Genomic DNA, 24,153 nt, shown 5'->3' on the forward strand with positions numbered 1-24,153 from the left:
CGGCTCGGTCTCCTCTCAAAGCTTCGCATGCACGAGCTGCTGGGTATATTCATGCTGCGGATCCTGGAAGATCTGGTCGGCGAGCCCCTCTTCGACGGCTTCGCCGTTACGCATCACCATCACACGATCTGCCATCGTGCGGATAACACCGAGATCATGCGAAACGATGACGATGGTGATCCGGCGTTCGCGCTGCAGCCGCTTCAGCGTGTCGAGCACCAGCGCCTGGACGCTGACATCGAGCCCCGTGGTAGGTTCGTCGAGCAGCAGAAGCGCCGGTTCGAGCGCAATCGCCTTGGCAAGCTGCACGCGCTGCTGCATGCCGCCCGAGAGTTCCGCGGGACGGGCATCCATGCGCGCGACTGGAAATTCCGAGGCATCGAGTGCGCCCTTGGCGCGGGCGCGAAGCGTTGCGAAATTCCGCTCGCCGGCAATCAGCAGCCGCTCGGCGACATTTCCGCTGCTCGTATGGTTCATCCTCAAACCAAGATGCGGGTTCTGGTAGACAATACCGATATGGCGCGCCCGCAGCATGCGCCGCTCGAAACGGTCGAGCGTGAAGAGGTTCAGATCCTCACGGCCGGGAAGCGCCAGCCTGTATTCACCGTCATCCGGCCGGTCTTCTAGGTTCATCATCCTGAGCAAAGTCGATTTGCCGGAACCGGATTCGCCGACGATCCCGAGCACTTCGCCCGGATAGACAGTCACATCGACGCCACGCAGTGCCTGCACCTCGCCGAAGCTCTTGCGAATGCCGTTCATCGTCAGGATCGGCGAGGACAGCATCAGCCGCGGCGGCTGGCGCCCGGATGCCGAAAGATTTGCGGCAGAAAGATTGGAGGCGGAAAGGGGGGCGGCGCTCATTGCTCGATCTTGCCTTGCTTGTAATAGGTTTCGCCGATGGCAACGGTCTCGCCGTCCTGCTTGCGGATATGCTTGACGCCATACTGGCTGTCGGAAACCTGGAAGGTGGAGGAGCCATCATCCTGCGGTAGTTCGTTCATGAAATAGCCTGTTACGCCGCTGCGGTGACAAATCTTGTCAGCATGATCCTCGACCCGGTAGGGCACGTCGTCGAATACAAGCGGTTCGACGCGCGTGTAGGGTGGCACGGCATGGATGCGCTTTTCGCGGCCGGCCGAGAGGATGGTGAGGTTCGCCGCCTGGTTCATCTTCGGCACATCCCAGCGCGGGATCGGCGAAGGGGTCATCACATGGCGACCATTGACCATGCTCGGATAGCTGGAACCTTGCATGATCCGGCCGGAGCGCACCAGCTGCTCGTAGAGGGTCAACCAGAGCTGGCCGTAATCGGCATCACCATGCATGATACGCGCTTCTGACATGTCCGGCTGGACAGGCCGCAGCGGTTCGGGATTGGGAACCTGCAGCACGAGGATCTGGTCCTCGCGCAGCTTCTCTTCTGGGATGCGGTGGCGCGACTGGATGATGTCTGCCTCCAGCGTATCCAATGTCTCCCGGGCCGAGCTAACCCGGCGCAGGAACTTGCGGATGCTGCTGGCATTGACCGAATCGTCGGCACCCTGATCGATGACCTTGACGACGGATGTCGGCTTCAGGAGCGTCAGCGTCACCTGCAGGCCGCCGGTTCCCCAACCGCGGGCAATCGGCACTTCGCGGCTGGCATAGGGCACCTGATAACCGGGAATGGCGATGGCTTTGAGGATGCGGCGGCGCATCTCGCGCTTGGCGGATTCGTCCAGGAAGCCATAGCTGAAGGCCGCCCAGGGTTTTGTCAGTTGATCAAGTTTCACGGCATTGCCTTTTCGAGTTCGGCCTGCTTGACGGCGCCGTCCTGCGGTGCGCCGGTTTCATTGGCTGCCTTGTCGGCTTTGACGCGCCTGATAGCATCGAGGCTCGACTGGAAGGTCACGTAATGCGGCAGCTTGAAGTGGATGCAGAAGCCCGAGCTTTCGACGGGTTCCGTATGGTAGAGGACGAATTCCTCATTCGAGGCCGGATGGGGATTGGGCTGATTGGAGGCGAGATCGAGCGAGGCGGCGGCAATGACCTTCACCTCGTTCCAGCCGAACGTGGCGGAAAAGCCGAGTTCGAGGCCCTTGCTCTTGGAGATGACCTCCGTTTGGCTGACGCGCACGCGTCCGGCGCTGAAGAGCGTGCCGCGCGGATGGCGGATGCGCACTTCGGCTTCGGCGAGCCGCAATTCGTTGACGGTCGGATGCACGCTGCCATAACCGCGCATGGTCGAGTAGCCGAGCGCCAGCGTCCCGCCGGTATCGGCACGCGCCAGACTCTGCAGCTTGTGGGCGCGGCTTGCCGGAAAGAGCAGCGGCTCGCGCGTCACATCGGGGATCTCGTCGAGCGGTACGTCTTCCGTTGATGTCTCCTCGATCAGGCCCTGCGCCTTCTGCCAGTCGGTGAGCGACGGCTGGGTGGCGGGTGCGGGTGTCTTTGCGGCTTCCACCGGTTCTGGAACGAAGGTCGCGCCGTTCAGCACATCGACATTCAGCAGACGGTGCGAATAATCGAGCGTCGGCCCGAGGATCTGGCCGCCTGGAATATCCTTGAAGGCTGCCGAAATACGCCGCACTGTAAAGAGATCCCGCTGGCGCACCGGTTCAGCAATCGTCAGGCGCGGCTGGGTGGTGCGATAGGCGCGCAGCAGCAGCACTGCCTCGTAGAGGTCGCCGCCGGACTGGGCCAGCGCCAATGCGGCAAGCTCCGGCGCGTAAAGCGAGGCTTCGCCCATCACGCGGTCGACCAAGTAAGGCAGGCTCTCGCCGATCGCGTCGACACGGGCCTTGTCGATCTGTCCGAGTTCTTCGCGATAGAAGCGCTCGGACTGTTCAATGGCGTGTTCTCCGCCACGTGTTGCAACATAGGCCATCAGAGCACCTCTATCTTGGTGGAGCGGGGAATGCCGATCAGGCTTGCGCCGTCGGCTAGATAGATGTCCCAGCCGAGCGGATAGTGGGTGGCTTCGGCGCGCAGCGCCCAGAAATCCGGATGCACGCCGCCGACCGCGATATCGATGGAACCGTTGACGCCGGGGCCTGTCAGGCGAAGCCTCGTTCCCGATCCGATGATGGCCGGCGCGAAAATCGTTGCGGAGGCATCTGGATAGAGCAGATTGCCGCTGAGCATTACCGAAAGCGCGGAGACTTCGGCGCGGTCGCCGATCGATGCGAAGACATATTCCGCCTGATGCAGGGCAACGGCATTGGCGCCGGTCCCGACAATCTCTGCCTTCAATCTCTCATCGGTGCAGAAGAAGCTGCATTCGCGGTCGAGCAGGCTTTCGGCCAGCGCAAGAAGGCCCTGAAAGGGCAGGGGCTGGACGCGGCCGGGACGGGCAAGTGCCCACATCAGCGCATCGAAGGTGGCGTTCGTGCGCATGTCCTCATCAGTCGGAAGGAGCAAGGTCTGTGTCATCAGAAGGTCTCCATGCGCACGCGCGTCGCTTCGACCTTGCGCAGCCTGATATCGTCGTCCTGAATCTGGCGGCGCTGTTCGCTGGTCAGGAAGGTCTCGATGCCGGTCTTGCCGATCTTGCCTGCGAAACTCGCATCGATGACGGCGATCGCCATGGCGTGTTCGAGATCGCGCCCGACGACGGCGCCATAACCTTCCACGCCATGATCCGACAGGCGTATATGGGCCTCGGCCATCAGCACTTCGCCGAGATGGAAGACCGTGTTATGCACGGTGTCAGTGTAGGGCAGCATCGCAAGGCCGGTGCGGTTCACGAGAACCTCAACCGCTCCCACGTCATCGAGCAGTTCCTCTGCAACGGCTTTGATCCCTTCCGCATCCGCCCTGGCAAGTATGTCGAGCATGCTTGCATGGTTGAAGCTGGCAGGGGGCGCGCCGGCTTCCATGGTGTCATTCATCGTCCTGTCCTTTCGCCGTGGTCGCAGCGCGATCCTCCGGCTCGTTGTCAATGCTGAATTGCACGCGTTCTCCGGCCCAGACGGTCTCGGAATAGGCGATTGGCCGGCCTTCCATGTCGACGTCGGTTTTCTGGACGACGAGCACCGGCTGCTGGGGCGACTGGGCAAGAAGCTGCGCTTCGTCACCAATCGCGCGGCGGGTGAGGATCATGGTGCTCTGCCTGACATAGTCGGGGATGCCGAAGGCAGCGTAGATGCTGGTGACCGATTCACCCGCGCGGCGGCGCAGGTGCATGTTCGGGAAGCGCTCGACCGGATGGTAGGAATGACTGAGGCTGATCGGCACATCGTCGGCAAAGCCGCGGCGGGCGATCATGTAGACCTTTGCGCCCTCCGGGAGCTTTAGTGCTGCGGAGATCCCCGGCGGCGCCACGATCTCCAACTCCGAGACCGGCTGGCCGGAGGGAACGCGTCCTTGTTCCAGAAGGTTTTTGCGGAAGCGCGTTCGCCGGGCGATATTGTAGGTGATGACGGAGTGCTCTTCCACGAAGGTACCGCGCCCCTGCTCGACCCGCACCTTTCCGGCAGCAGCAAGCTCGGCGATAGCCCGTCGTACGCTGTGGCGGCCGACCTGGAACTGCTCCATGATTTCGGTTTCCGTCGGCAGGCGGCTTCCCGGCTGGAGCGCGCCTGACGCGATATCCCTGTTGATCTGTTTCTCGACGATCTGCCAGTGGCCGGACCGCGATCTTGCTTCGATCGAATGTTCTTCATTAGTCATTCGGATGAATCCAAAATTCATTCGGATGACTTAAATATAGCGGCTGTCGGTGACGCTTTTGTGTAAGCGACGGACGAACTCTTCGCTGATTGACTAGCTGACTGAAGCGAACCGGTCGCGCAGGCCCGATCCGGAAGATCCGGATGTACAAACCGGATGTACAAATAGGCTGCCGACGGATCACCATCCGATATCGGCGTCGCGTTCATGTCCGACGCCAGGAGAACCGATGGCACCAGATGACTTGGCGTGGGAGGGAAACGAAATTCAGACCGCGTAGGGATTTTCCGCGGGCGTCGTGAACCAGTGCGGGCCATCTTCGGTCATGTAGATATGGTCTTCGAGGCGAACGCCGAATGTGCCGGGGAAGACGACCATCGGCTCGTTCGAGAAGCACATGCCCGGTGCCAGCGCTGTTTCGTTGCCGCGGACGATATAGGGCGCCTCGTGGATTTCGAGGCCAAGGCCATGGCCGGCGCGATGCGGCAGACCGGGCAGGCGATAGTCCGGTCCGAGCCCATGCCGCACAAACACGTTGCGGGCGGCCACGTCCAGACTTTCGCAGGGCGTGCCGAGTTTTGCCGCATCGAAAACGGCCTGCTGGCCCTCACGCTCGATTGCCCATGCGCGTACGAATTCGCGATTGCCCTCGTCCAGCATATAGGTGCGTGTCAGATCTGAATGATAACCGTCGATCCGGCAGCCCGTATCGACGAGAATGACGTCACCCGCCTGCAGGATCTGTTCGCCATCCGCCCCATGCGGCAGTGCTGTCGCCGCACCAAAGGAGACGATGCAGAAGGTCGAGCCGCCATCGGCGCCGGCAGCGCGATGCTGCTGGTCGATGAAGCGCGCAACGTCCGAGGCGGCTATGCCGGGCGCGAGAGTGTCGTGGACCTTGCGATGAATATCGAGCGTGATACCCATCGCATACCGGATGAGGGCGATTTCAGCCGGCGATTTGATGGCGCGTAGCGCGCGGATGACAGGCCCTGCATCGACAAGGCGGGTCGCCGCCATCTCTCTGTTAAAGGCGTGATAGAAGGCAAGCGGCAATGCATCGTCGAGCGCGAGCTTGCCGGACGGACCGACGAGCCGTGATACCAATGCGGCAGGGCTTTCCTCTTCTTCCCAGACGGCAATCTCACCGGGCAGGTGCGCCAGGGTCTCGACGCGGCTGCGCTCAAAACCGGGTACGATGTAAGTGAGTTTATCGTCAGTCACGACCGCGCCGAGCAGCCGCTCGCTCAGGTGCCAGACGAGGCCGGTGAAATAGAGTAGACTCTCGGTCGGGCCGAGCAGCGTGGCGGCGATGCCATGCGCCTGCATGCGCTCGCGCAAGCGCGACAGGCGGTTGCGCCGTTCTTCATCAGTGATGGCTGCGACGGGATGGGACCAGACCGGGAGAGACACGCTATATATCCGTTATCTTTGTCAAAATTGAATGCTTGATTCCAGCATAGGGCAATTGTAGGCAGTGTGTCGACAAACATTCCACAGGATTTGATCATGCTCGTCAGCGAATATACGATCCCCGGCGTTCATGTCTGCGACCATCTCGTCGACGTGCCGCTCGACTGGAAAAAGCCTGATGGCGCCTCGGTCAAGGTCTTCGCGCGCGAGGTTTGCGATCCCGCACGCAAGCAGGAAAAGTTGCCTGTCCTTCTCTTCCTGCAGGGTGGCCCGGGCGGCAAGTCGCCGCGACCGGTCGGCGGCGGTCCGTCCTGGCTCGGCGAGGCGCTCAAGAATTACCGCGTCGTGCTGCTCGATCAGCGCGGTACGGGCAGAAGCACCCGCATCGAGAGCGCCACCATGGCTGCCTTTACGGACGGGAGGGCCGGAGCCGATTATCTCAGCCATTTTCGGGCCGACAATATCATTGCCGATTGCGAGCATCTCCGGAAGACCGTGTTCGGCGGCGTGCGCTGGGAGACGCTTGGTCAGAGCTATGGCGGCTTCCTGACGCTGACTTATCTGTCGCAGGCGCCGGAGGGGCTGGCTGCCTGCTATGTCACGGGCGGGCTGGCTGGGCTCTCGGCAACGGCAGATGAGGTTTATCGCCGCACTTATCTGCGGGTTGCTGCCAAGAACCGGGAATACTACCAGCGCTATCCTGCCGATCGCGACCGCATCGCTCGGATCGCCGAGCGCATTGCCGCCGATGATGTGCGCCTGTCTGACGGGGACCGCTTGACAGTGCGCAGGCTGCAGACCATCGGCATCGATTTCGGTATGGCGCCGGGTTACGAAAACGTACACTGGCTGGTGGACGAAGCCTTCTCCGATCCGGAGGAAACGCAATTCTCCGATGCTTTCCTTGCCTCCGTCATGTCGCTGACCTCCTATGACGGAAATCCAATGTTCGCCGTGTTGCAGGAAAGCATTTACGGGCAGGGCAAGGGTGCAACCGGCTGGGCGGCGGAGCGTATCCGGTCGGAATTCGCCGAATTCGGCGAAGAGAGCCGGCCACTCTATCTGACCGGCGAGATGATGTATCCGTGGATGTTCGAGGAAATCCGCTCGCTGCGGCCGTTCCGCAACGCGGTGGAAGCGCTGGCGCGCTACGATAGCTTCGAACCGCTCTACGATCCAGTCCGGCTGGCATCAAGCGAGATCCCGGTCGCCGCAGCGGTCTATTTCGATGACATGTATGTCGATGCTGAGTTGTCACTCGCGACCGCCCGCGATGTCGGCAATATCAAGACCTGGGTGACGAACGAATTCGAACACGACGGCGTGCGCCAGTCAGCCGCTGTCTTCACGCGTCTAAGGCAGATGGTGCGCGATCGCGGCGGCCCCCTCGGTTGATCCGAGGGGTTTCCACCTTTGCTATGTCCGCGCGTAGGCCGTCGTCAGGCCGAAAGCGACCTGCCGCCGACGGGATCGAAGAGATGCATGCGATTCATGTTAAAGGAGAGCGGCATTTTCGTGCGTGGGCGTGGGTCGCTCTCAGGATCGACATTGGCGCACATGCTGACCGAGCCGATGTCGAAATAGATCATCGTTTCCGGCCCCAGCGGCTCCACCAGGTCGACATTCGCCTCGATGGTTTCAAAGCCGGGTTTCGGCGTCAGGCTTGATATCGATTCCGGCCGGATTCCGAAGATGACCGCCTCACCGGCATGCGACTGATACTCCTGAAACCGGTTCGCGGGAACGGCAAGCCGGCTGCCGTCTTCCAGGATGACGACCAGCCCATCTCCCTCGGCCTCAAGCATCGCAGTGAGGAAATTCATCGACGGCGAGCCGATGAAGCCGGCCACGAACTGGCTGACGGGATGATGGTAGAGTTCCTGCGGCGGCCCGGCTTGTTCGATGATGCCGCCATTCATGACGACGACCCGATCGGCCATGGTCATGGCCTCGACCTGGTCGTGGGTGACATAGACTGTCGTGGTCGGCAGCAATTGGTGCAGGCGCTTGATCTCGGTGCGCATTTGCACACGCAGCTTGGCATCGAGATTAGAGAGCGGCTCGTCGAACAGGAAGACCTTGGGATTGCGCACGATGGCGCGACCCATGGCGACGCGCTGACGCTGGCCGCCCGAGAGCTGGCCGGGGCGCCGCGACAGGAGTTCGGTAATATGCAGCGTCTCGGCCGCGCGGCTGATGCGCTCGTCGATTTCCGCCTTCGGCAGCTTCTGTTGCTCTAGGCAGAAGGAGATGTTTTCCCTGACACTCATATGCGGATAAAGGGCGTAGTTCTGGAACACCATGGCAATGTCGCGCTTGCCGGGGCCAAGCCGGTTGACGACCTGATCGCCGATGACAATATCGCCGCCGGTGATGTGTTCCAGTCCGGCAATCATGCGCAGCGTCGTCGATTTGCCGCAGCCGGAGGGGCCGACGAAGACGACGAATTCGTTGTCCTCGATATCGAGGTTGATGCCGCTCACGGCTTCGTAAATGCCGTAGGATTTGACCACGTTGCGCAGTTCAAGGCGTGCCATTGTGATCTCCCTACTTTTCGTGCAGCCAGACGGCCATTGCGCCCGGCTCTCGGTTTGCCCAGAGATGGTAGGGGATCGCCTTGAATCGCCGCGGCTTCAGCGCCGGCGGCTCGGTGCGATAGAGCGAATTCTGCCAGTCGGAGGCATCGGCTTCCAGCGCATCGCCTTCGAGAACTGTGGCGCCGCCGAGGAGCGTTTCGTCGAAATTTGCGGCAATCTCGCCCTGCAAGGGCAACCTCAGCCGCTGCGGCTCCGTGCCGAGATCGGCTTCCTCGACGCAGAAGATCACTGGGCCGCGCCGCAGCGCAAAGCGGCCATTGTCATCCGTTGCCGCCGGATGGGCATAGAGGCGATCGACCGGCATGTCGAAAGCGAGGCGAACCTCGTCGCCATCCTTCCATTCACGTTCGATGGCCGCATAACCCTTGATGATATCCAGCTTGATTGCTTCGCCGTTGACGGAGGCCTTGGCATCGCGGCACCAGCCGGGAATGCGCAGGCGTAGCGTGAAACGCTTCGGCTGATCGAGGCCGAGCGAAATCCCGATATCGCCATTCCAGGGATATTCGGTCTTCTGCTTCAGACGCAGGAAGGAATTGCCGACCGTAAGCTCCGCGGCATTTTCGCCGTAGAGGTGGACAGCAACCTCATCGGCCTTGGTCGAATAGAAATATTGACCGAGCGAGGTGATGAAACGGGCGATATTGGTCGGGCAGCAGGGGCAGTAGTGCCATTTCCAGCGGCGGTTCTGACCATGGCTTTCGAGCACGTTCTCATAGAAATAATGTTCGCCGTCGCGGGAGATGCCGGAAAGCGCGCCATTGTAGAGCACGGTTTCGAGCTTGTCGGTGAACTTGCTGTCGAGCTCGATCTGCGCCATGCGGTGGCTGAAGAAGCCGAGCGCCACGGCAGCGCAGGTCTCGGCATAGGCCGTCTCGTTCGGCAGGTCGTATTCCCTGGTGAAGCCTTCGTTCGAGGCCGAGGGGCCGAGGCCGCCGGTGACATAGAGCTGGCGTCCCACCAGATTGTCGAAGAGCCGGTCGCAGGCGCTCTTCAGGTTCTCGTCGTCATTCTCGAAGGCGAGATCGGCCATGGCCGAGAACAGATACATGGCACGCACCGCGTGACCCACTACCTGCGTCTGTTCCCGCACCGGCATGTGTGCCTGGCTGTAGGCATAGGTCTGGAAGACATAGCTGGCCGGGTCCTCGCCGCGCTTGCGCGCCTCTTCATCATAGTAAGAGGGCATCTTGCCGCGTTCGTCGACGAAATAGGTGGCGAGATCAAGGTGGCGGGGATCCTTGGTGACGCGGTAGAGCTTGACCAACGCCAGCTCGATTTCCTCATGCGCGTCGTAGCCGCGCAGCTTGCCCGGCTCACGGCCGAACGTGTCGATGATATGATCGACGGCACGGATCATCACGTCAAGGAAGCGGCGCTTGCCGGTCGCTTCGAAATAGGCGACGGCGCCTTCCAGCAGATGGCCCATCGAATACATTTCATGCAGGTCGCGCAGATTGGTCCAGCGCTTCTCCGGCTCGCGGCGGATGAACCAGCTGTTGAGGTAGCCGTCAGTCATCTGGCCATGTTCGAGCTTCTCGACAATCGCGTCGATCTTGGCCTCGATATCCGGATTCGGATTGTTCTTCAGCGTGTAGCTCGCGGCCTCGATCCACTTGCCGAAATCGGAATCGAAGAAATGCTGCATCGACAGGCCACTCGGCTGGATCGGCCGCGCCAACGGACCGGCCGGCTTGTCGAAATCGAGCACTTCGAGAAAGCCTTCCTCGTCAAGCCGCATATGCTGGGTGGGGATGGTCACGTCGCGGACGGTTTCCGTCCAGCTCTTCCAGAAGCCGCCATTGAAGGCGACGCGGGTATGGTCGGCCGGCAGGTAGCGGTCGATCGGGGATCGTGACTGTGATTTCTGGGCGATGGGCATGGGAACTCCTTGAGCGGACGGGCCGCTTCTCATTTCACGGCGCCGGCCGTCAGGCCGCGCACATAATAGCGTTGCAGAAGAAGGAAGAGGATGATGCAGGGGATCATGGTCACCACGATACCGGCCTGCAGTGCACCCCAGTCGATGATGCCGTAAAGGCCGGAGGACACGTTCACCAGCATGATCGGCAGCGTGAACTTGTTCTGGTCCGACAGGAAGATGAGCGCGGCCAGGAACTCGTTCCACGAATTGAGGAAGGCGAACATCGCCACCGTCGCCACGCCAGGCAGCGCAATCGGCAGCATGATGCGGCGCAGGATCGTTGCCTGCGAGGCGCCATCGATGCGCGCCGCCTCGATCAGCGCCTTCGGCACGGCATCAAAGGCATTGCGCATCATGAAGACGGAAAACGGCAGCTGGAAGGTGACGTAGATCAGCACCAGGCCGAAGAGGTTGTTCTGCAGCCCGAGGAGCTTCAGGATCAGGAACAACGGTGTCAGGATCGACTGGAACGGGATCATCATCGTCGCCATGATCAGCACGAAGAGGATCGACTGGCCGGGAAACCGGAACTTGGAGAAGCCGTAGCCGGCCGGCACGGAGACGACCACCGTCAGCACAACCGTGCCGACTGCGATCATCACCGAATTGGCAGCGTACACATACCAGCCGGCACCGACATTCTCGAGCCGCCGGTAATTTTCCAGCGAGAAGGTCTTGGAAAACAGCGCAGCCGGGTTGGCGAGCGCCTCGGCAGCCGGCTTGAAGGAATTCGCCAGCGACCAGACGATCGGCATGATGAAGAAGATCGCCAACAGGATCGATGCCAGCAGGAAGAGCAGGTAGCCCGTCTGGCCGCCCCGCGGATTGGTGTTCATCTTGGATGGGGTCAGGGTCATTAGCCTTCCTCCGGGCGCTCGCGCAGCAGCACGAATTGAATGGCGCTGATGGCGACCAGCACGATCAGCAGCGCGAAGGAGAGCGCCGAACCGTAGCCGAGCCGATAGGATGAGAAGGACGCCAGGTAGATGGAAAACACCGCCGAGATCGTGCTGTTTTCCGGCCCACCCTGGGTGATGATGAAGAATTGGTCGAAGGCGAGCATCGAGGAGGTGACATTGAGGACAAGAGCCAGCACCAGCGAATTGCGCATCAGCGGCAGGGTAATACGGCGGAACCGGCTGAAGACGCTGGCGCCGTCGATCTTGGCGGCCTCGATGACATCGTTGGAAATGCCCTGCAGGCCGGTCAGCAGGATGACCATGGTGAAGCCTGCGGTTTTCCAGACGACCATCAGGATGATCACGGCCATCGCTGGCCAGAAGCTTTCGAGCGGGCGCGGTGCCGAGCTGATGAGACCTATGCCACGCAGGACCTGAGCGAAGACGCCGCTGTCAGGATTGAGCAGCCACATCCAGAGTGTGGAGGCCGCGCCGAAACCGATGACGACAGGCATGAAGAAGATGGTGCGGAAAAAGCCGGCCGAGCGCAGTGGGCGATCGACGAGCAGCGCCAAGGGAAAGGCGACGGCGAAGATTGCCGCCGTCACCAGCACGGTATAGAGCATCGTGAAGCCCAGCGAATGCCAGAGCTGCATGTCGCCCAGCAGTTCGCCGTAGTTGGCAAGACCGATGAATTTCTTCCGGCCAAGCAGCGGCCAGTTGTAGAAGCTCATCCATATCGTCATGGCGAGCGGAACGAGAAACAGCACCAGGATGAACAGGAAGCCGGGCAAGATGAAGGCCAGTCCTAGCCAGCCCTTCGGCTCCGGCTCTCCGGAGATCGGCTGTTTTATGTGTGTTGTCGGCGTGTCGACCACTGTCATTCCTCGAAGATTTCAAAACCGCGCGTCGGCATCCGCGGAAGGAGCGGGGCGGAAGGCCGCCCCGCTTGAGACGCGATTACGGATTGGTGCGGTCGAGGATCTTGGTGAAGTCGTCCTGCGCCTTCTTGATCGAGCCGTCGACATCATCGCCGAAGATCGTGCCCTGAATCAGGTTGAGGAACGGGCCGGTGCGGCTGACGAACAGTTCATCCGAGGAAAAGGTATAGGGCGTGCGCGCCTTTGCCAGGATATCATAGGCGATCAGGTTGCGCGGGTCGAACTTGGCATAGGCTTCCTTGGCAAGATCCGTGCGCGACGGCATGCCGGATTCCTGGGTAATGTAGACCTGCTGCTCGGGCTCCATGTAGAATTTCACGAAGTCGAGCGCGACCTTCTTCTTCTCCTCGCTGATGCCCTTGATGAGGGCCACCGTATCGCCGCCGGCAAAGCTCGATGCGCCGCCCTTAGGACCAGGGATCGGAGCGACGGCGAACTTGACGTCGGGATATTTGCTGGTCAGCAGGTTGACGATGTAGGAACCGGTCATGAGGATGCCGACCTTACCGGAGGCGAAGGCTTCGACGGCGTTATTGCCGTTGCCTGAACGGGAGGTCGGATGAATGGCGCCTTCCTTCCACATGTCACGATAAGCAGCAATGGTGTCGCGCAGCGCCGGTGTATCGACGGTCGCCGTGCGGCCGTCATCGGAGAGCACGTCGGCATTGGCGGCCCAGAGATGCGGCAGGAAATCGTAGATCAGCCAGCTGCCGGAATTGGCAACAAAGTAGAAGCCATAGGTCTCCTTGTCGAGCGCATGGATCTTCTTGGCATCGGCGGCAATCTCCTCGAGCGAGGCTGGAGCCTTGTCCGGGTCGAGGCCGGCCTTCTTGAAGAGTTCGGTGTTGTAGGCGATGATCGAGGCATCGGGCAGCGCCGGCACGCCGTAGACCTTGCCGTCATAGGTAGCAAGGCGGATATGCGACGGGCTGAGTGCGGCCGAGTAGGGCAGGCCCTTGACGAAGTCGCTGATGTCCTCAAGGCTGTCATTGGCCGCAAAGGTCGGCAGGTAGATCAGATCGAGGACTGCGCCATCAGGGGCTGCGCCGCCGGCAATTGCGGCGCCGAGCTTCGGCACCATCTGCTCGGCGGTGATCTGGGTGACGTTAACCTTGTCGGAATGCGAAGCATTGTATTTTTCGGCCAGGCCCTGAAGCACGGCACCCGAAGATGTGCGCACCCATAGCGTGATTTCTTCTGCGCTGGCGAGAGAAGAGCTCGCCAGCAGCGCAACAGCGGCAATCGTGGTTTTCAAATGTAACATGTGGGTTCCCCTTCTCTTATGCGAGGCTCCTCTGCCTCGAGACGAAGATGACGTTAAAGGAGAAAATTTTTCATGTCGACAGGCTGTATGCATTAAACGGTCATCTTTTTGTTAAAACCTTTTATCAGCTAATTTATTTCTGCTAAAAGGTTTTAACAACTCAGTTGAATGGGTGCGAATTTGAAGGAATCGGGTGGCGGCCGGCATACGATCCGTGACGTGGCGAAGGCTGCGGGCGTGAGTATTTCAACGGCTTCGAATGCGTTGAACGGCACTGGAAGAACCAATGCCGAAACGCGCGAAAAGGTGAGGCGGATCGCCGAGGAGATCGGATTTCGACCGAATGCGCTCGCGCGTGGGTTGTTGACCAAGCGCAGCCATGCGATCGGCATGCTGACCAACGATACGTACGGGCGCTTGACCCTGCCGATGGCGTCGGGCGTGTCGGAAGTGCTGGTCGATCATGGCGTCTCCCTCTTCCTTTGCGCCACCAACAACGATCCAAGGCTGGCAAGACTGCATCTCGAAGCGCTGCGCGACCGGCAGGTCGACGGCATCATCTTCACCGCGACGCGCATTGACCTGGAACCACCGGCGGAATTGACCCAATTGGGCATTCCGGTCGTCTATGTCTTCGCGCAGGGACCGGCACTTAGCGTCAGTTTTCATCCCGATGACGCTCAGGGTGCGCGGCTGGCGGTCGAACATCTCCAGCGCCTCGGCCGGTCGCGCATCCTGCATATTACCGGCGAGCAGAACTATCGCGCCGCCTGCATTCGCGCCGAGGCCTACCGGCAGCTTGTCGGGCCGACGGCCGAGGTCATGTTCGGCGACTGGTCGGAAGAATGGGGGCATGCGGCGATCGAGACGGTATTCTCGCGATCCGGGGCCAAACCGGATGCGATCTTCTGTGGCAGCGACGAGATCGCTCGCGGCGTCATCGATGCGCTGCGCGACAGAAACGTCTCCATCCCCGGCGACGTTGCGGTCGTAGGGTTCGACAATTGGGAAGTCGTCTCACGGCAGACACGCCCGCCGCTCACGACCGTTGACATGGAACTCAAGGAACTCGGTCACAGGGCCGGGCTTGCGATCCTCGGTCTCTCGAAAGGTGAACCGATCCAACCTGGCGTCGAGAGATTGCCCTGTACGCTCGTCATTCGCCGGTCTGCCGGCCAGGGCGATCAATCCTGAGGCCGGCACGGCTGACCATTTATCCGCATGCGGCCTGGCTGGCTTCGTCCTCGGCACCCTCCTTGTTGTCAACGGCGCGCGGCTTCAACGCCTTTGTCAAACAAAGGGCTGCGACGATGATCGGCAGGCAGACAAGGTAGGAAACTCTGATGCCGGCATGCTCGGCGACAAAGCCGAGAAGGGGCGGAGCCAGGAAGAAGACGACGAAGGACATCTGCCCGAGAGCTGCGACATTGAGATGGGCTGGGCGATCAGTTCGCTGTGCCGCGGCAGACACGGCGAGCGGATAGACCGCGCTGCAGCCGCCGCCCATCAGCGCAAAACCGAACAGCGCGACATAGGGGTGTGGCGCAAGCCAGACTGCGCAAAGCCCGACCACCGCGAGAACCAGCAGAAACGTTGCGACGGCGCGCGCGCCAAATCGGTCGACTTGCGGATCGACGAACAGTCGGGCGACCGCCATGAAAAAGGTGAACAGCGTCAGCCCAAGGCCGCCGATAAAGGGTTCGACCGCGAAGGTGTCACGCATATAGATCGCCGACCAGTCGATACCTGCGCCTTCCACCAGAAAGGCGGCAATGCCGATCACGCAAAGTGGCATCAGCCCCCATGTCGGCAGCGCGATACTTGGGCCTTCCACATGCTCAACTCCGGCACGGGCCGGCGCATTCTCTATGCCCGAGATGACGACAATGCCGACGATCAAGACGAAAGCGAATGTCAGCGCAAGATGCAGATGCATTGGCACGCCCGCCTGACGAACGGCAGAGCCGACGAGTGCGGTCAGGAAGAATCCAAGGCTCCAGAAGCCATGTGCCCTGTTCATCACGCCGCGGCCGAGTTGGGCTTCGATGCGATCGATCTCGACATTGAGATTGATCTCCAGGGCGCCGGCCAGCAAGCCCTCACAGAAGAGGATGAAGAAAACCAGCCAGGCGGCATTGGCCCAGGGGATGGTTGCCAGTAGCGCGGACGTGCCGAGCACCGTCAGGAACGCCGTCTTGCGCGCGCCGAAGTGCGCAATCAGCGGCGACGCGAATGTCAAGGAAATCAACGCACCGATCGCTGCGCCGATCAGCGTGAGGCCGAGTTCCGACTTGTTGACGCCCAGGGCGTCCTGTAGGTCGGGCAGGCGCGAAAGCAGTGCTCCCATCGAAATGGCGAAGAGAAAGAAGCAGACATAGATCCGGTGTTGCGGCTGGATATGCATTCGATCGCTCCGGGATGATCGGTTCGGGAGTTTGGTCTCAATCGCAGCGACGGCGAGAAAAGACAATTTCGAGTGGCATTTCCGAGATATATCTTGTTGACGGCAACCGCAACAACAACCTTAACTAGTTGTCGACAGACTGGTGGACTGTGTCATCACAGCCGGAGGGCAGCGCGTTAAACCATCGTATATCTGACCTTTCCTCGTGCGTGGACTTAGCTTGCCCAGGTCGTAGCGAGCCTCAGAGGAGAAAGATACGATGCTCAAGTCCATGACCACTGCCGCGCTGGCGCTGTCACTTGCCGCAGCCCCGGCTTTCGCGGCCCAGAAGGCCCACAATGCCAAGATCACGGTCGTCTTCGACCATGAATTGCCAAACGTCCCGGGCAAAAGTATGCGCGGCGTTCTCGTTGAATACGGGCCGGGCGGATATAATCCCGCGCATACCCACGCGAAGAGTGCTTTCATCTACGCGACCGTCATTGAGGGTCAAATCAAAAGCAAGGTGAACGACGGCAAGGAAAAGGTCTTCAAAACCGGTGAGAACTGGATCGAAGTACCCGGCGATCATCACTTGGTAAGTGCGAATGCCAGCAAGACGAAGCCGGCAAAAATTCTGGCCGTATTCGTCGTCGATACCAAGGAAACGGAACTGACGACGCCCGATCCCTGATCGAGAAGTCGATGCTTTGAGCGGGAAGGGGATGTCCCTTCAGCACCTTCCCGTATTTTTCGGTCTTACAATGCCTCTCGTTATCACTTTGCGACGGAAACGGGATTAGGGCCGGCCGGGCCGCGCGGGAACGGACGCCATCAGTCGCGCAAATGCCGCTTGAGATCGCACACCCGTCTTGGATAGGAGCCTTGCTGTATGTGTTTTGACGGTGTTGGGAGACAGGGCAAGCATCCTCGCGGTCTCTGGAACCGAAAATCCGCAGCCGACAAGCACAGCCACCTTCGTTTCCGCGGCGGTTAGGCTGAAGATGCTGCGAAGCTGCTCTGCCTGCCCGGTGGCGCGGCTTTCTGCATCGACGATCTGAAGAAGCACGCGGGCGCCGGAATCTGCCGAGTCCCATGCGACGAAGGAATTTGGCGGTAGTGGAGTGACCTGCGCGAGGTAGGGCGGCAGGCCCGACGGTCGGAGAATCTGGACAGCGCCCTGCAATTGCGTGGCGGTTCCGGTTGCGATTTCGATGGCTTGCCGTATCGCATGAGCCAGAGCCTTGGAGCTGCTGGAAACGCTTGGAAGCGCCGAGCGCTCATGTCTGTTGATGGAAAGGCCGTCGCCCCGTCTCAGGATGTCTTCTGCGGCGGAATTCAGCAAGACGATTTCGCCCTGGCCATCGAGCAGCATGGCCGCATCGGGCAGGGCCTCGAGCAGCCGCTGCAGAAGGCTGGCTTCTCGTCTTATGCTTCCGACATGAAGGGAAAGCTCTATCGAGCGGGAAAGATGCGGCGTCAATTGCAGGAGCTTCCGGGCCGCCTGGGCGTTTTCGGTGTCCTGGGTCTTGGAGAGAAAAAGCGCTACCCCGCCGATACCGCCGCGTTCGTGCAGGCTGGCGTGAGGAACGAAGAGCTGATTGTAGATATTTTGAGGCGCGCAGATGTCGGCATAGTATGCGGTGCGCCGAACGGCGGCATCATCGATGAGCTCATTGCCGATCGCCACCTGATCCGGCTGAACTTTCTCGAACGCCTTTGCATAGGGATTGCCGGCGTAATGCTGCAAATAAAGGTCATTCAGATCTTCGCGCATCCGGCCGGGGATCAGAAAGCTGCTTTTTCCATCAGGGGCCTGATAGACAATATTGCCGGCTGTTGCCCCGACATAGTCGACAACCGAGCATAATGTGCTGGACCACAACTGTATGTTTACGGAAGCCCGATAGATGGCATCGACAATATCCGCATGCTCCATTTGACTGTCTTTCGATTGGCAAAGTCATATGAGCGGCCGAAGCCGAATATTAGTCTAGTCAAATCTTTTAGAGGAGAGACTGATACTTGAGCATCACCCGATTGGGTGATGATAGAAAACTCCGTGGCCTATCAAGGAATAAGGCCGAGTATCTCAACCCATCTGGTCGGTTCCTGCCATGAGACGCCGATGGAGTCTGGCATGGAAGGCGATACGGGATGTTGCGTTGTTGATGCTCGTCCATCCCTTAGGCGTGGAGTTTCGAACTCGCCAAAGCGACGGAAATAGACGCAATCTATACGGGATAAAGCGCCGCTTGCTAGCGCTGACGGCGATATGCGCCCGCAGATTATGTCCATAATGTTGACCATTCAAAATTAAGTAAAAAACAAGTTTTCCCCTCAAGAATTAAGGTATTCGACGCATGAGAGGACGATATGAGCGAAGAACAGATTAAGCGGCCGATTTGGATCCGCATCACAGCCTACGGGTTCGCTGCGGTTTTGTTTGCGAGCGCAGCAATCGGTGGTCTTGCCTGGCATCGCCAGAGCGCGATGAGCGATCAATCGCTTCAGAAGGAGCTCTCGGCCGACCTGCACGTCATCCAGACCGATATGGATGCGCAGAAACGCGCTGCTGCCGGGCTTGCAGTAGCCCTTGCCGGTGAGCCCGAAACGGCCGATCTTATCGCCAAGAATGATCGGGCATCCATTCTTGCAAAATACACAGCCAGCCTGCCGGCGATCAAAGCGCAGGGCCTTCAGCTCATCACCTTCAGCAATGGCGATGGCCTCGCAGTCGCACGTATCCATACGCCTGACACCTTCGGCGATGACCTCAAGGGACGTCGCAAGATGATCGTTGCGGCGCTGACGCAGGGCAAACTGAACGCGGGCATTGAACCCGGGCGGACCGCCGTCAGCATGTTTGCCTCGGCCCCCGTTATCAAGGACGGCAAGACTGTCGGCGTCGTCGATGTCGGCACCTCGCTCACGAATGACTATTTTGCGCCGCTCGCAAAATCCGTCGATGCCGAAGTTGCGGTCCATATCCTGCAGGACGGGAAATTTGTGCCGCAGGCCTCGACCTTCGGAGACAAGACGATCCTCACCCAGGAACAGTTGCAGGCGGGTTTCAACGGCGACCGCGTCCGTGTCCATGCCGTTCTCGGCAACAACGACTATGAAGTCACCGCCATTCCCTTCGAAGATTTCTCCGGCCGCAAGATCGGTGTCTTCGAAATCGGCTCCGATGTTACGGAAGTCGTCGAAGCATCGCAGCAGGCGCTCTGGATGGCTGGGATCGGCGCAGTCGTCGTCTCACTTATTTCACTGCTCGGTTTCCTCGTCTTTGCGCGTTCGATTGCGTCGGTCATGAAGAAGACGACAGGCACGATGGCGCGCCTGGCCGCAGGCAATATCGATGTCGAGGTCGAAGGTCAGGGCCGGCCTGACGAAATCGGCGCGATGGCCCGTGCCGTTCAAGTCTTCAAGCAGAACGCGATCGAGCGGGTTCGCCTCGAACAGGAGGCGGAAGCCAATCGCAGCTTGAGCGAAAGAGAACAGATCGAGCGCGAGAAGGAAAAGGCGAAGGACGCTGCCGATGTGCAGTTTGCCGTCGACAATCTCGCTGCCGGCCTGTCAAAGCTTGCCGAGGGCGATGTGTCCTACCGGATCGCGCAGCCCTTCGTGGCAAGGCTCGATGGCGTCCGCAGCGACTTCAATGACTCCGCCGACAAGCTGCAATCCGCGTTGAACCGGGTGTCGCAGAATGCCCGCGGCATCGACTCGGGAGCAAACGAGATCAAGTCGGCTGCCGACGATCTCGCCAAGCGCACCGAGCAGCAGGCGGCGGCTCTCGAAGAGACGGCTGCGGCTCTCGAAGAAATCACCACGACCGTCAAGGGTTCCAGCAAACGCGCCCAGGATGTCGGCCAGCTCGTGGCCCGTGCCAAAACCGGCGCCGAACATTCTGGTGAGGTGGTCCGCAAGGCCGTGCTCGCCATGGAGCAGATCTCCAAGTCTTCCGGTGAGATCGGCAATATCATCGGCGTGATCGACGACATCGCCTTCCAGACCAACCTGCTGGCGCTCAACGCCGGTGTTGAAGCAGCCCGAGCCGGCGAGGCCGGCAAGGGCTTTGCCGTCGTCGCACAGGAAGTGCGCGAACTGGCGCAGCGCTCCGCAACGGCGGCCAGAGAGATCAAGGATCTGATCACGGCCTCGAATGCACAGGTGCATGCAGGCGTGCAATTGGTCGACGATACCGGCAAGGCGCTTCAGGCGATCGTTTCGGAGGTTCAGGAAATCAACCGCCATATCGCTGCGATCGTCGAAGCATCGCAGGAGCAGTCGTTGGGCCTCGACCAGATCAACACGGCCGTCAATCAGATGGACCAGGATACGCAGAAGAACGCTGCCATGGTCGAAGAGTCGACCGCTGCCAGCTACAATCTTGCGAAGGAAGTTGCATCGCTCAACCAGCTTCTCGCTCAGTTCAAACTGAACGAAGCAGGCTATGCTTCGCATTCGGCGCCTGCTCGAAGCGCCGGGCGAAACGATGCGCCGACGCCGTCACCCGCCCGGGCGCTCGGCCGCAAGATTGCCTCCGCATTCTCAGGAAACGCCGCACTGGATACGAAGGGCGGCAACTGGGAAGAGTTCTGAGGTTCGATCCGTCAAAGCAAGACAAGGTGCGGCGATCATCGCCGCACCGTTTTCATTCAGTAGCGCAAAGCAGCCGTTAGCCGCTCGTCAGGCGCTTTTCGGTTTTGGCGTCGAAGAGATGCAGTTTAGTGAGATCCGGCATCATTCTGACGGTATCGCCGGCCTGCAGGGAAAGCCGGTCTCGCACCGTCGCCACCAGGGAATCCGATCCAAGCTTAGCGTTAATCTGGGTTTCAGCACCTGTCGGTTCGATGACCGCCACCTCGGCGCTCACGCCTTCCTGGCTGACGATCAGATGCTCCGGACGGACGCCATAGACCACCTCCGCGCCGCGTATTGCCACAGCAGCCTCCGGCAGCGGCAAGTGTGCCCCTCCGTCGGCGATGAATTCAAGCGGTCCGGACGCGCTGATCCGGCCCTTGATGACATTCATGCCCGGCGAACCGATGAAACCGGCCACGAAGAGATTGGCCGGCCGGTCGTAGAGATCGAGTGGTGAACCGATCTGCTCAACATAGCCGTCGCGCATGACGACGATCCGGTCGGCCATGGTCATGGCTTCGATCTGATCATGCGTCACATATATGGTCGTCGTTTTCAGCCGCTGATGCAGCTGCTTGATCTCGGAGCGCATCTGCACGCGAAGCTTGGCATCGAGGTTGGACAGGGGCTCGTCGAAGAGGAAGACTTGCGGCTGGCGGACGATGGCGCGGCCCATGGCAACACGCTGACGCTGACCGCCGGAGAGATTTCTCGGGTAGCGGTCGAGGAGATGTTCGAGACCGAGGATCTGCGCCGCATCGCGGACACGCGCCTTGATCTGCTCCTTCGGTGCTTTCGCCAGTCGCAACGAAAATCCCATATTCGCTTCGACCGTCATATGCGGATAAAGCGCATATGATTGAAAGACCATGGCAATGTCGCGCTCCTTCGGGGCGACGTTGTTGACGACCTTGCTGCCGATCGAGACGTTGCCACCGGAGATTTCCTCAAGCCCTGCGATCATGCGCAGCAAGGTCGACTTGCCGCAGCCGGAAGGGCCGACAAGGATGACGAATTCTCCGTCGCGGATATCGATGTCGACCCCGTGCAATACTTCGAAGTGACCATAGTTCTTGCGGACATTTGCCACGTTTACGGACGCCATAACTGTCTCCGGCTGAAAATCTGATTTCGGATCTGCGCTCGCTCGGGCAGAGCGATATGCAGCGCCTCGCTTATCGAGGCGCTGTCGCGGCGGCATAGGGAGCGAGTGCCGCATCAACAGCGGCAAGGCAGAGATCGCGGGCTCTCGGTGCGACACGCTTTTCGACCACACCAGGATAGAGGCGGGCGAGATGCTGGCTGATCAGCGTTTCCGGGATTTCGTCAGGCAACCGGGCGAGTAGTTCGTCGACTGCTGCCGCCGCACGCGCGTCGGGCCAGTAGTACCGGATGCGGTCGCTGTAGCTGAAATGCCGCTGCAATCGCTGCTCATCAGCCGTACCACCATAGTGGCCAGCCCAGTGGCTGGGCTCAGCGAGCATGATCTCTTCCATCGCCGCCGCCAGTCCGCTGCCTGGCCTACCATCGCCAAGAATACCGGCGATCGCATCGAGGCCGTAGAGCGCCTCCCGCAATGCGAAGGTCAGGCCGGGGCCGACTTTCAGGATCGCAAACCCGCCGTCGACCAGAGCCGAAAGCGCGGCTGTCGGCTGGTAGTCGGTGGAATGGGCTTCGAAAAGCAGTCCCTTCATCTCATCGAGCGCAGAGATCAGATTTTGCGCGCGCTCGGGCCTGTAGAGCGCGACATTGGCGTTGCCGAACTCGACACCCGGCTGGACGACGATGGCGATAACGCGCTCCAAAGCTGGACTGACGCCGGCTTCGGCAAATGCCCAACGGTGAACATCAAGCGTCCTCAAAGCTGCTTCCCGCCGCGTGATCTCCAACTCGTCCAGTGCATGGGTCGCACCGCCGGGCGGCGGCACCTCGGTGCCAATGACATAGACCGGCAGACGTCGACCGCTGCGACGGGCAGCCTCTTCGGCAGCTTTCGCCAGACGTGCCGCTCTTGCGGCGGTCAGTTCGTCGGCAAGCGCCACAGGCTCGCCAGCACAGCCCATCGACGTGTCGAGATGCAGCTTTTCGAAGCCGGCCTCGACATAAGCCGTCACCATAGCCTCAGCACGCGCCATCGCATCCTCGGCAGCAAGCTTTCGCCATGGGTTTGGACCGAGATGGTCGCCGCCGAGAATGATGCGGTTTGCGGGAAAGCCGACCTCTGTCGCGATGCGCTCGATGAAGGCCCGGAAGTCCACCGGCTTCATGCCCGTATAACCGCCTTCTTGATTGACCTGATTGCAGGTCGCCTCGATCAGGACGACATCACCCCGCCGGGCCGCGTGTCGCAATGTCGCCTCGATGACCAGCGGATGGGCCGAGCATACGGATGTGATGCCGCGCGGCAGGGGCAGGCCCCTTTCGCCGAACAGTTTCGCCAGTGCGGTCTGGCGGTTTTGATCGATCACGGCGCTCATACGAGTGTGACGACCTTGGTAAGATGACGCGGCGAGACGGTATCAATCTGTCTTGCTTGCGCTGCGCGTTCGCCAAGGATCTGCAGCGCCGGCAGGACAATGAGACCGGCAAGCGACAGATCGACATCAACAGGAAGCTCCAGATCGCCGGGGCCGCCGATACCGATGACCACGGCGCCTTTCTCGCGTAACTCGCCGACGAGCTTGGCCTCGGCTTGTCTCTGGTCCGTGCTGTAAAGCATGATGGCAGCCGTCTTTTCGTCGACGAGACTGATCGGCCCGTGGCGGTATTCGAGCGGATGAAAGGCCTGCGTCATCAGCTGGCTCATTTCCATCAACTTGAGCGCTCCTTCGAGCGCGATGCCGAAAAGGGGGCCGCCGCCGAGAAAAACGAAGTGAGAGCGATCCTTGATAATTTCGGGCAGGGCGGAGTCGAGTTTATTCGCGAGCTGACGTGCCGATGCAACGGCCGAGGCAGGCACGGTCTGACCGATCAGCTGCAGGCTGAGCAATACCATGAGGCTTGCCGAAACCGTCATGACGATGCCTTCCTCGGGATGGGTCGGAGAGCAGATCAGCTGGTCACAGTTTTTGGCGAGTGCGCTTTCGGGCTCGACCGTCACAGCGGTCACGAAGGCGCCGACAGCGCGGCTCGCCTTTGCGGCGGCGACCGTTTCCGTCGTTTCGCCGCTGCGCGAGAGCGCGACCACATGGGTCTTCTGCCATTCCGGCCAGAAGTAAGAAGGCCGGTTCAGCCATTCCGCTCCCGGGACGGCGATCGCCTTGCGCTTGAGGCTGTTGGCATAGGCGGCCAGAGACAAAGCGAGGTTGAAGGAGGTGCCGCAGCCGACGAAGACGAGGAGGTCGTCCGCCTTGCCGCTTGCCGTATTCGAGCCGATGGCTTTTTCCCAATAGGGGAACTGCTCGAAGATTACCTTTTCGGTCGTGTTCATGA

21 protein-coding genes are annotated in these 24,153 nt (G+C 60.5%); 4 read left to right on the top strand and 17 right to left on the bottom strand.

From position 1 onward, the window contains the following. Positions 1–15: 15 nt before the first annotated feature. The 7 genes from J2X71_RS11095 to J2X71_RS11125 all read right to left on the bottom strand — a co-directional run bounded on the left by J2X71_RS11095 (position 16) and on the right by J2X71_RS11125 (position 6,066). Positions 16–864 carry an ATP-binding cassette domain-containing protein gene (locus J2X71_RS11095; protein ID WP_310382105.1) on the bottom strand — a complete coding sequence of 283 codons (849 nt, stop codon included), beginning with the start codon at positions 862–864 and terminating at the stop codon, positions 16–18. After that, positions 861–1,775 (bottom strand): alpha-D-ribose 1-methylphosphonate 5-phosphate C-P-lyase PhnJ, encoded by a 915-nt coding sequence (locus J2X71_RS11100; protein ID WP_310382106.1) that lies wholly within the window; start codon positions 1,773–1,775, stop codon positions 861–863. The genes J2X71_RS11095 and J2X71_RS11100 overlap by 4 nt, the downstream gene beginning before the upstream one ends. Beyond that, positions 1,772–2,869: a carbon-phosphorus lyase complex subunit PhnI gene (locus J2X71_RS11105; RefSeq protein WP_310382107.1), complete on the bottom strand. Its 1,098-nt coding sequence runs from the start codon at positions 2,867–2,869 to the stop codon at positions 1,772–1,774. Before J2X71_RS11105 ends, J2X71_RS11100 begins: the two co-directional genes overlap by 4 nt. Beyond that, positions 2,869–3,414 (bottom strand): phosphonate C-P lyase system protein PhnH, encoded by a 546-nt coding sequence (gene phnH / locus J2X71_RS11110; RefSeq protein WP_310382108.1) that lies wholly within the window; start codon positions 3,412–3,414, stop codon positions 2,869–2,871. Before phnH ends, J2X71_RS11105 begins: the two co-directional genes overlap by 1 nt. Continuing rightward, positions 3,414–3,872, bottom strand: a complete 459-nt coding sequence (locus J2X71_RS11115) for a phosphonate C-P lyase system protein PhnG (RefSeq protein ID WP_310382109.1) — start codon at positions 3,870–3,872, stop codon at positions 3,414–3,416. Before J2X71_RS11115 ends, phnH begins: the two co-directional genes overlap by 1 nt. Next, on the bottom strand, positions 3,865–4,653 hold the full coding sequence (phnF, locus tag J2X71_RS11120; RefSeq protein WP_310382110.1) for a phosphonate metabolism transcriptional regulator PhnF: 789 nt from the start codon (positions 4,651–4,653) through the stop codon (positions 3,865–3,867). Before phnF ends, J2X71_RS11115 begins: the two co-directional genes overlap by 8 nt. A 267-nt stretch (positions 4,654–4,920) precedes the next feature. Further along, positions 4,921–6,066, bottom strand: a complete 1,146-nt coding sequence (locus J2X71_RS11125) for a Xaa-Pro peptidase family protein (RefSeq protein ID WP_310382111.1) — start codon at positions 6,064–6,066, stop codon at positions 4,921–4,923. Positions 6,067–6,162: 96 nt separating this feature from the next. Here J2X71_RS11125 and J2X71_RS11130 point away from each other — a divergent pair, with 96 nt between their 5' ends. Continuing rightward, complete coding sequence (locus J2X71_RS11130; RefSeq protein WP_310382112.1) at positions 6,163–7,461, top strand: alpha/beta fold hydrolase; 1,299 nt, start codon at positions 6,163–6,165, stop codon at positions 7,459–7,461. Positions 7,462–7,505: 44 nt separating this feature from the next. Here the strand turns inward: J2X71_RS11130 and J2X71_RS11135 are convergent, their stop codons facing one another. From J2X71_RS11135 to J2X71_RS11155, 5 genes are all read right to left on the bottom strand, one after another. Then, entirely contained in the window at positions 7,506–8,603 is a 1,098-nt protein-coding gene (locus J2X71_RS11135) for a sn-glycerol-3-phosphate ABC transporter ATP-binding protein UgpC (protein WP_310382113.1), read from the bottom strand. A 10-nt stretch (positions 8,604–8,613) separates the two neighbouring features. Further along, positions 8,614–10,545, bottom strand: a complete 1,932-nt coding sequence (locus J2X71_RS11140) for a beta-L-arabinofuranosidase domain-containing protein (protein ID WP_310382114.1) — start codon at positions 10,543–10,545, stop codon at positions 8,614–8,616. A gap of 29 nt (positions 10,546–10,574) precedes the next feature. Then, positions 10,575–11,423, bottom strand: coding sequence for a carbohydrate ABC transporter permease (locus tag J2X71_RS11145; RefSeq protein ID WP_029868568.1), 849 nt, complete (start codon positions 11,421–11,423; stop codon positions 10,575–10,577). A 20-nt stretch (positions 11,424–11,443) separates the two neighbouring features. Further along, entirely contained in the window at positions 11,444–12,370 is a 927-nt protein-coding gene (locus J2X71_RS11150) for a carbohydrate ABC transporter permease (protein WP_051942136.1), read from the bottom strand. A 76-nt stretch (positions 12,371–12,446) separates the two neighbouring features. Continuing rightward, positions 12,447–13,691 carry a sugar ABC transporter substrate-binding protein gene (locus J2X71_RS11155; protein WP_029868571.1) on the bottom strand — a complete coding sequence of 415 codons (1,245 nt, stop codon included), beginning with the start codon at positions 13,689–13,691 and terminating at the stop codon, positions 12,447–12,449. Positions 13,692–13,859: 168 nt separating this feature from the next. Here J2X71_RS11155 and J2X71_RS11160 point away from each other — a divergent pair, with 168 nt between their 5' ends. Continuing rightward, positions 13,860–14,885, top strand: coding sequence for a LacI family DNA-binding transcriptional regulator (locus J2X71_RS11160; RefSeq protein ID WP_405049699.1), 1,026 nt, complete (start codon positions 13,860–13,862; stop codon positions 14,883–14,885). A gap of 19 nt (positions 14,886–14,904) precedes the next feature. Here the strand turns inward: J2X71_RS11160 and J2X71_RS11165 are convergent, their stop codons facing one another. Continuing rightward, positions 14,905–16,095 carry an MFS transporter gene (locus tag J2X71_RS11165; RefSeq protein ID WP_310382115.1) on the bottom strand — a complete coding sequence of 397 codons (1,191 nt, stop codon included), beginning with the start codon at positions 16,093–16,095 and terminating at the stop codon, positions 14,905–14,907. Positions 16,096–16,354: 259 nt separating this feature from the next. Here J2X71_RS11165 and J2X71_RS11170 point away from each other — a divergent pair, with 259 nt between their 5' ends. Further along, positions 16,355–16,768: a cupin domain-containing protein gene (locus tag J2X71_RS11170; RefSeq protein WP_029868574.1), complete on the top strand. Its 414-nt coding sequence runs from the start codon at positions 16,355–16,357 to the stop codon at positions 16,766–16,768. A gap of 105 nt (positions 16,769–16,873) precedes the next feature. On the opposite strand, the gene J2X71_RS11175 is transcribed toward J2X71_RS11170, so the two are convergent. Further along, entirely contained in the window at positions 16,874–18,013 is a 1,140-nt protein-coding gene (locus tag J2X71_RS11175; protein ID WP_029868575.1) for a helix-turn-helix transcriptional regulator, read from the bottom strand. A 437-nt stretch (positions 18,014–18,450) separates the two neighbouring features. Between J2X71_RS11175 and J2X71_RS11180 the strand changes: the two genes are divergently transcribed. Then, positions 18,451–20,679 carry a methyl-accepting chemotaxis protein gene (locus J2X71_RS11180; RefSeq protein WP_310382116.1) on the top strand — a complete coding sequence of 743 codons (2,229 nt, stop codon included), beginning with the start codon at positions 18,451–18,453 and terminating at the stop codon, positions 20,677–20,679. 76 nt (positions 20,680–20,755) lie between these two features. Here the strand turns inward: J2X71_RS11180 and J2X71_RS11185 are convergent, their stop codons facing one another. The 3 genes from J2X71_RS11185 to J2X71_RS11195 all read right to left on the bottom strand — a co-directional run bounded on the left by J2X71_RS11185 (position 20,756) and on the right by J2X71_RS11195 (position 24,151). Then, positions 20,756–21,826 (bottom strand): sn-glycerol-3-phosphate ABC transporter ATP-binding protein UgpC, encoded by a 1,071-nt coding sequence (locus J2X71_RS11185; RefSeq protein ID WP_310382117.1) that lies wholly within the window; start codon positions 21,824–21,826, stop codon positions 20,756–20,758. A 70-nt stretch (positions 21,827–21,896) separates the two neighbouring features. After that, a complete protein-coding gene (locus J2X71_RS11190) occupies positions 21,897–23,198 on the bottom strand; it encodes a D-tagatose-bisphosphate aldolase, class II, non-catalytic subunit (RefSeq protein ID WP_310382118.1) in 1,302 nt (433 codons plus the stop codon). Then, on the bottom strand, positions 23,195–24,151 hold the full coding sequence (locus J2X71_RS11195) for an SIS domain-containing protein (RefSeq protein ID WP_310382119.1): 957 nt from the start codon (positions 24,149–24,151) through the stop codon (positions 23,195–23,197). Before J2X71_RS11195 ends, J2X71_RS11190 begins: the two co-directional genes overlap by 4 nt. Positions 24,152–24,153 lie beyond the last annotated feature (2 nt).

The sequence above is a fragment of the Rhizobium sp. 1399 genome, from assembly GCF_031455475.1.
Classification (GTDB): Bacteria; Pseudomonadota; Alphaproteobacteria; order Rhizobiales; family Rhizobiaceae; genus Rhizobium.